The organism is Streptomyces sp. SID486, assembly GCF_009865385.1.
Lineage (GTDB): Bacteria > Actinomycetota > Actinomycetes > Streptomycetales > Streptomycetaceae > Streptomyces.
The window spans coordinates 1-5,758 of the sequence record NZ_WWJT01000248.1; the positions used below are offsets into that span (position 1 = coordinate 1).

Genomic DNA, 5,758 nt, shown 5'->3' on the forward strand with positions numbered 1-5,758 from the left:
CCGCGCGGAGAGAACCGGGCCGCGCGGAGAGAACCGGGCCGCCCTGCCGCCCATCGGCCGCCCACCGGCCGGCAGTGTCCGGGTCGGCGGGTCTCCGACGAGCACCGCTCAGCCGGCTCCGAACGGGGGATCGGCCGTCAGCTCCAGCAGCCGGCGCGCGGCCTGCCCCGGCCCCGGCCCGGCGTCGGAGGCGCCGGGAAACGTGCGGCCCCAGGCGGCGGCCCGGCTCAGGACACTCAGCCGCCAGGCGAGCGCCGCCGCGCGCCGCAGCTCCGCCGCCGTACGGCCGTCGCCCGTCCAGGGCTCCAGGTACGCGGCGAGCAGCCGCGGCAGCACCTGGGGTCCGTAGCGCTCGCAGGCCCGTTCGGCGGTGACGCGCAGGCTGCAGAACGGGTGGGACACGGCCGCGTCGCCCCAGTCGAAGAACGTGAAGCGGCCCGGCGAGCGCCGGAACAGCTGGCCGTCGTGCAGGTCGGCGTGATCGAGGGTGTCCGGGACGCCGAGGGAGGCGAGTTCGGCACACCAGTCCGCCAGCCGCGGCCGCAGGCCGTCCAGCCGGGTGCGCTCGTCCGGGCCGAGCGCGGTGTTCCCGGCGAGCAGCCGGTCGAACACCGCGGGCAGGCCGGACGTGCGGGCGGCCGGCACACCGAGCCGCTCGATCTCGCCCGCGTGTGCCACCAGGTCGTACTGCATGCTCGCGTACTGGCGCAGCAGGGCTTCCCACTCCCGCGGCCCCACCCGCTCCCTGCCGAGCACGGCCCGGAACAGGTCGCCTCCGTCCGGGAAGAGCGTCCAGCCGCGCGCGGCGTCGACGGCCAGCGGATGCAGCACATGCTCCGGCACCCAGCGGGCCAGGGCCCCGGTCAGCGGGCCCTCGAAGGCGCTGGCCGGCGGATTCGCCTTGAACCACACGGCGGTCCGGCCCGCGACGGGCACCCGCACCAGCACGGACCACGGCCGCAGCCGCACCTCCAGGGCGCCGTCGGCGCGCAGGCCGTGCCCGGCGAGCCGGTCCGTCACCCAGCCGAGGGCGGCGGTGCGCCAGGACTCCCGCTCCCACGGGGTCCGCGCGTCCGGGTACCGCCCGCGGTCCACGACCGCCGTCCCAAGGTCTCGCATCGGCCCATTCCAGCATCGCGGCCGAGTCGCCGACCAGCGGATTTCCCCGCGCTCCCGCGCACGAGGCCCCGGGGTGCCGGGGGGCGGCGGTGTGGCGGTGTGGCGGTGCTCGGGACGAAGGGGCACGGCACCCGGCCGAGGCCGGCACCCGAGCCGGGTGCCGGCGGCCGGTCAGTCCTTCACCGCCCCGCCCAGCCCGGAGACCAGGCGCCGCTGTACCAGGACGAAGAACAGCAGGACCGGCACGGTCATCACCGTGGACGCCGCCATCACCCCGCCCCAGTCCGGCTCGTCGGGGTTGTAGAAGACCAGCAGGGCCATCGGCAGGGTGGACTGCGAGACGTCGCTGATGATGAACGACTTGGCGAACAGGAAGTCGTTCCAGGCGGAGATGAAGGAGAAGACGCTCGTGGCCACCAGGCCCGGCAGGACGAGCGGCAGCAGGATCTGCCAGAGGAAGCGCGCCCGGCTCGCCCCATCGAGGTAGGCGGCCTCCTCCAGGGACTCCGGTACGGCCTTCACGAACCCGCGCAGCATCCAGATCGCGAACGGCAGCGAGAACGCGATGTGCGGCAGGACCAGCGAGCCAAGGGTGTTCAGCAGCCCGACGTCGCGCATGAGGAAGAACATGGGGATGGTGAGCGCCTCCACCGGCACCATCTGCGCCACCAGGAACATGATCAGCAGCGTGGTCCGGAAGCGGAACCGGAAGCGCGTCACGGCGGTGGCGGCCAGGAAGGCGATCAGCGCGGAGGCGACCACGACGCTCACCGCGACGACGAGGCTGTTGACGAAGTACCGGCCGAACGCGTGCTGTTCGAACACGCGCCGGAAGGAGTCCAGCGAAGGGGAGGAGGTCCAGGGCCTGGGATCGGTGGACTCGATCTCCCCGGCCGGTTTGAAGGCGCTGAGCACCATCCAGTACAGGGGGAAGGCGACGACGGCGGCGACGAGCAGCGCCGTCGCCTCCGCGGCCAGCCGCCAGGGGCGCCGGACCGCGGCGCGGACGAAGCTCACAGTTCCTCCCCTTGGCGGCGCAGCAGCCGCAGGTACCCGAGCGTGACGGCCAGCAGGATCAGCAGCGTCACGACGCCGATGGCCGAGCCGAGGCTGTACTGCGAGGACGCGAACGCCTTCTGGTAGGCGTAGACGTTCAGGACCATGTTCTGGCCGGCGATGCCGCCGCCGTTCGTCATGACGTAGATCTGGGTGAAGACCTTGAAGTCCCAGATCACCGACTGGACGGTGACGATGACCAGGATGGCCCTGAGCATCGGCGTCAGCACCGAGCGCCAGATCCGCCACTGCGAGGCGCCGTCCAGGGCCGCGGCCTCCAGCACCTCGCTCGGTACGGCCCGGATACCGGCGTAGACGGTGACCATCACGAACGGGAAGGAGCACCAGACCACTTCGAGCAGGACCAGCAGGAAGGCGCTGTAACGGCCGTACGTCCACGAGAAGTCGCCGAGCCCGAGCAGCCGGTCGACCGGTCCGAAATCGGGGTCGAAGAGGAACAGCCAGACCGTCGAGCCGGTGATCGCCGGTGTCGCCCACGCTCCCAGCGCGGCCAGCAGCAGGGCGAGCCGCGGGACCGCGCGGACGCGGGTGAGCAGCACGGCGAGCGCGCAGCCCACCGCCAGGGTGCAGACCACACAGGCCGCGGCGAAGCCGACCGTGGCCAGCAGCACCTGCCAGAACTGGTCGTCGGCGAAGAGTTCGGTGTAGTTGGCCAGGCCCCGGAAGGCGGTCGGTTCGCCGCCGCTGACCTGGGCCTGGGTGTACTCGAGGAACGAGATCAGCCCGAGCTGGTAGACGGGATAGACCAGCAGCCCGCCGAGGACGAGGAGGGCCGGCGCGAGGTAGAGCCAGGGGGTCCAGCCCCCGCGCCCGCCCGCCCCCCGGCGGGGCCGGGGCGAAGCCGGAACGGCTTGCCCGGCCGCCTTCGGGGTCGGTTCGCGCACTGTCACCCCGCGGATCCGAACGCGTCGTTCATCTTCTTCGCCGCGTCCCCGGAAGCGGTCGCCACGTCCTTCTTGCCGCTGACGATCTCCTGGAACATCGTCGGCAGCACCAGGGAGGAGTCGATCTGCGCCCAGGCGGGCGAGGCCGGCACGAACCGGGTCCCGGCGGTGAGGGTGTCGACGAACGGCTTCGCGAACGGCGCTCTGGCGGCGGCCTGTTCGCGCACGTCGGTGAAGGTCGGCAGGAAGCCCATCGCGTCGAAGAGCGCGCCTTGCGTCTTCTTCGAGGCGAGCCGCTTCATGAGGTCCACGGCGAGCGTGCGGTGCGAGGTGCTCTTCAGGACACCGATGTTGTTGCCGCCCGCGAACGCCGGCGCGATCGAGCCGGGCTTCACCCCCGGCAGCGGGACGACGGCGTACTTCCCCTTCACCTTCCCGGCCTCCACGGCGGCGTGGCTGAAGTTGCCGCCGATCGCCATGGCGGCCTTGCCGGCGGCGAAGGCGGTCACCGTGTCGTTGCCGTTCATGCCGGCGCACTTGGAAGCGGGACAGTTGTCGTCACCGAAGAGGGAGGTGTACGCCTCGATGCCCTTGCGGGCGGCGGGCCCGTCGATGGCGGAGGCGTACGAACCGCTCTTGCCGGAGGCCAGTTCGCCGCCTTCGGCCCAGATGAACGGCATCGCGCCGTAGGTGTAGGCGCCGCCGACGGCGAGGCCGTACAGATCGGGCTCGGCGGCCCGGATCCGCTTCGCGGTGGAGACCAGTTCGGCCTGCGAAGCCGGTACGCGCAGGCCCAGCTTGCGCAGGACGTCGGTCCGGTAGTACAGCGCCCGGATGCCGACGTAGTACGGCGCTCCGTAGACCTTGCCGTCCACGGTGACCGACTGCCGGGCCGTCGGATCGGTGTCCTTGGACTCGCTCCAGGCGGTGAAGTCCCCGGTGACGTCGGCGAGTCCGCCGTCCCGCACATAGCCGGCGGTGTCCGTGTTGCCGTACTCGATGACGTCGGGTGCGGAGGCGGGGTCGTTGAAGGCGGCCTTGACGCGTTGGGCACGGGTCTCCACCGGGATGTACTCGACGGTGGCGCGGGCGCCGTGGTGTGCCTTCTCGAAGCCGGCGAGGACCGTGTCGACGACGCGTTGCTTGGGCTGGTTGTCGACCTCCTGGAAGAGCCAGACGCGCAGGGTGCCGGTCTTCTCGTCCTTGCCGGAGGCGGAGTTGTCGGAGGTCTGGGGCGCGCACGCGGTGGCCAGGACGACGGCGAGCGCGGTGAGCCCCACGGACCCAACGAAACGGACGGACAGGTTCATGGAGTGTTCCTCCGCTGAGGCGTTGCAACATGCGCAATGATGGTTTCGCTGTGCACAACGCCTCGGAGGCTATGGGCTGCGTGAACACACCCACAAGAGGTCTCAACCACTCTGTGACCGGCACACGCACTCCGTGCAACGCCCAAGCGGTACAAAGACCCCGGACGGTATGTCAGCGGACAGGAAAACCGGTCGTGTACCCCTGCTGCTTCAGCCAGGGCAGCACTGTCCGCAGCGCCTCCACCGTCTGGGAGCGGTCGCCGCCCGCGTCGTGGAAGAGGATCGTGGGACCGTTGGCCAGCTCCCGCTCGACGGTCGAGACGATCGCGGCGGTGCCCGGCCGCTCGAAGTCCTTGGAGTCGACGTTCCAGCCCAGGGGTCGCATGCCGTGCGAGGCCGCGAGCTTCCGGCTGTAGGGGGTGAAGGCGCCGCCCGGGGCCCGGTAGTACATCGGGCGCACACCGCCCGACGCCTTGGTGATCTGCCGTTCCGCGTCCACGATCTGCTGCGACTGGTAGGCCGGCGACTTCTTGTCCATGGTGGTGTCGTGCGACACCGTGTGGTCGCACAGCCGGTGGCCGGCGGCCACGACCTGCCGGACCAGATCGGGGTGGGCCTCGGCCTGGGTGCCGACCATGCAGAAGGTCGCCTTCACGCCGTTGTCGCGCAGCACCTGGAGCACCTGCGGGGTCCACGACGGATCCGGACCGTCGTCGATGGTGATGTTCACCCCGTGCGCGCCCCGGTCGGAGGCGTGCGCTATCTCCTCGGACACCCGCACCGCCTTGGGCGCGCTGGGCCGGGCGGAGGCGCCCGCTGCCGCCGCGCCGCCGCCCGACTGGCCCGCCTGCGCCGTCCACACCGAGGTGGCGGCGGCCACCGCCGTGACTCCGAGCGCCGCAGCGACCACCCGGCCGTACCATCCCCGCCCGCCATGCCTCGCCATGCTCGTCCCGCCCCCTGCTGTGTCGTGTGGTTCTCGTGCACCTGGCAGGACGGCCCGGAAGGATCACGGGATCCGCCTGTTACGGATCGCGGACAATTCCGAGGCGCTTCCGGGACAGTCGCCCTGGCGGACGGGTCCGGAAATCGCCGGTCGCCTCGTCCGGCCTGTTGATGCACCGGCTCACCACCGCTTCCAATGGGGCTGCCCGGCGACGGAACGCCGTCGCCAACGGCCGTGCAGCAGTGGGGGGTCGGCGAAACCGTGCGTCATTCCGGAACGCGTGCCGAGCATCAGCCGGCGGGACCGAGAGCCCGGCGGAACGTCTTGTCCGGTGCGGCGGCGCTCCTGGGCGCCGCCGCACTCGTCCTTCCGACGACACCCGCCCACGCGGTACCGGAACCCGCCCACGCGGTACCGGAACC

5 protein-coding genes are annotated in these 5,758 nt (G+C 71.7%); all 5 read right to left on the bottom strand.

The window, feature by feature from the left end; genetic code table 11:
- Window positions 1-108: 108 nt before the first annotated feature.
- The 5 genes from GT045_RS12315 to GT045_RS12335 all read right to left on the bottom strand — a co-directional run bounded on the left by GT045_RS12315 (window position 109) and on the right by GT045_RS12335 (window position 5,336).
- Window positions 109-1,119, bottom strand: a complete 1,011-nt coding sequence (locus tag GT045_RS12315; protein WP_161334181.1) for a phosphotransferase — start codon at window positions 1,117-1,119, stop codon at window positions 109-111.
- Window positions 1,120-1,290: 171 nt separating this feature from the next.
- Window positions 1,291-2,136 (bottom strand): carbohydrate ABC transporter permease, encoded by an 846-nt coding sequence (locus GT045_RS12320; protein ID WP_161334182.1) that lies wholly within the window; start codon window positions 2,134-2,136, stop codon window positions 1,291-1,293.
- Window positions 2,133-3,086 carry a sugar ABC transporter permease gene (locus GT045_RS12325; protein ID WP_345942623.1) on the bottom strand — a complete coding sequence of 318 codons (954 nt, stop codon included), beginning with the start codon at window positions 3,084-3,086 and terminating at the stop codon, window positions 2,133-2,135. The genes GT045_RS12320 and GT045_RS12325 overlap by 4 nt, the downstream gene beginning before the upstream one ends.
- Window positions 3,083-4,390, bottom strand: coding sequence for an extracellular solute-binding protein (locus tag GT045_RS12330; RefSeq protein ID WP_161334183.1), 1,308 nt, complete (start codon window positions 4,388-4,390; stop codon window positions 3,083-3,085). Before GT045_RS12330 ends, GT045_RS12325 begins: the two co-directional genes overlap by 4 nt.
- 172 nt (window positions 4,391-4,562) lie before the next feature.
- Entirely contained in the window at window positions 4,563-5,336 is a 774-nt protein-coding gene (locus tag GT045_RS12335; RefSeq protein WP_161334184.1) for a polysaccharide deacetylase family protein, read from the bottom strand.
- Window positions 5,337-5,758 lie beyond the last annotated feature (422 nt).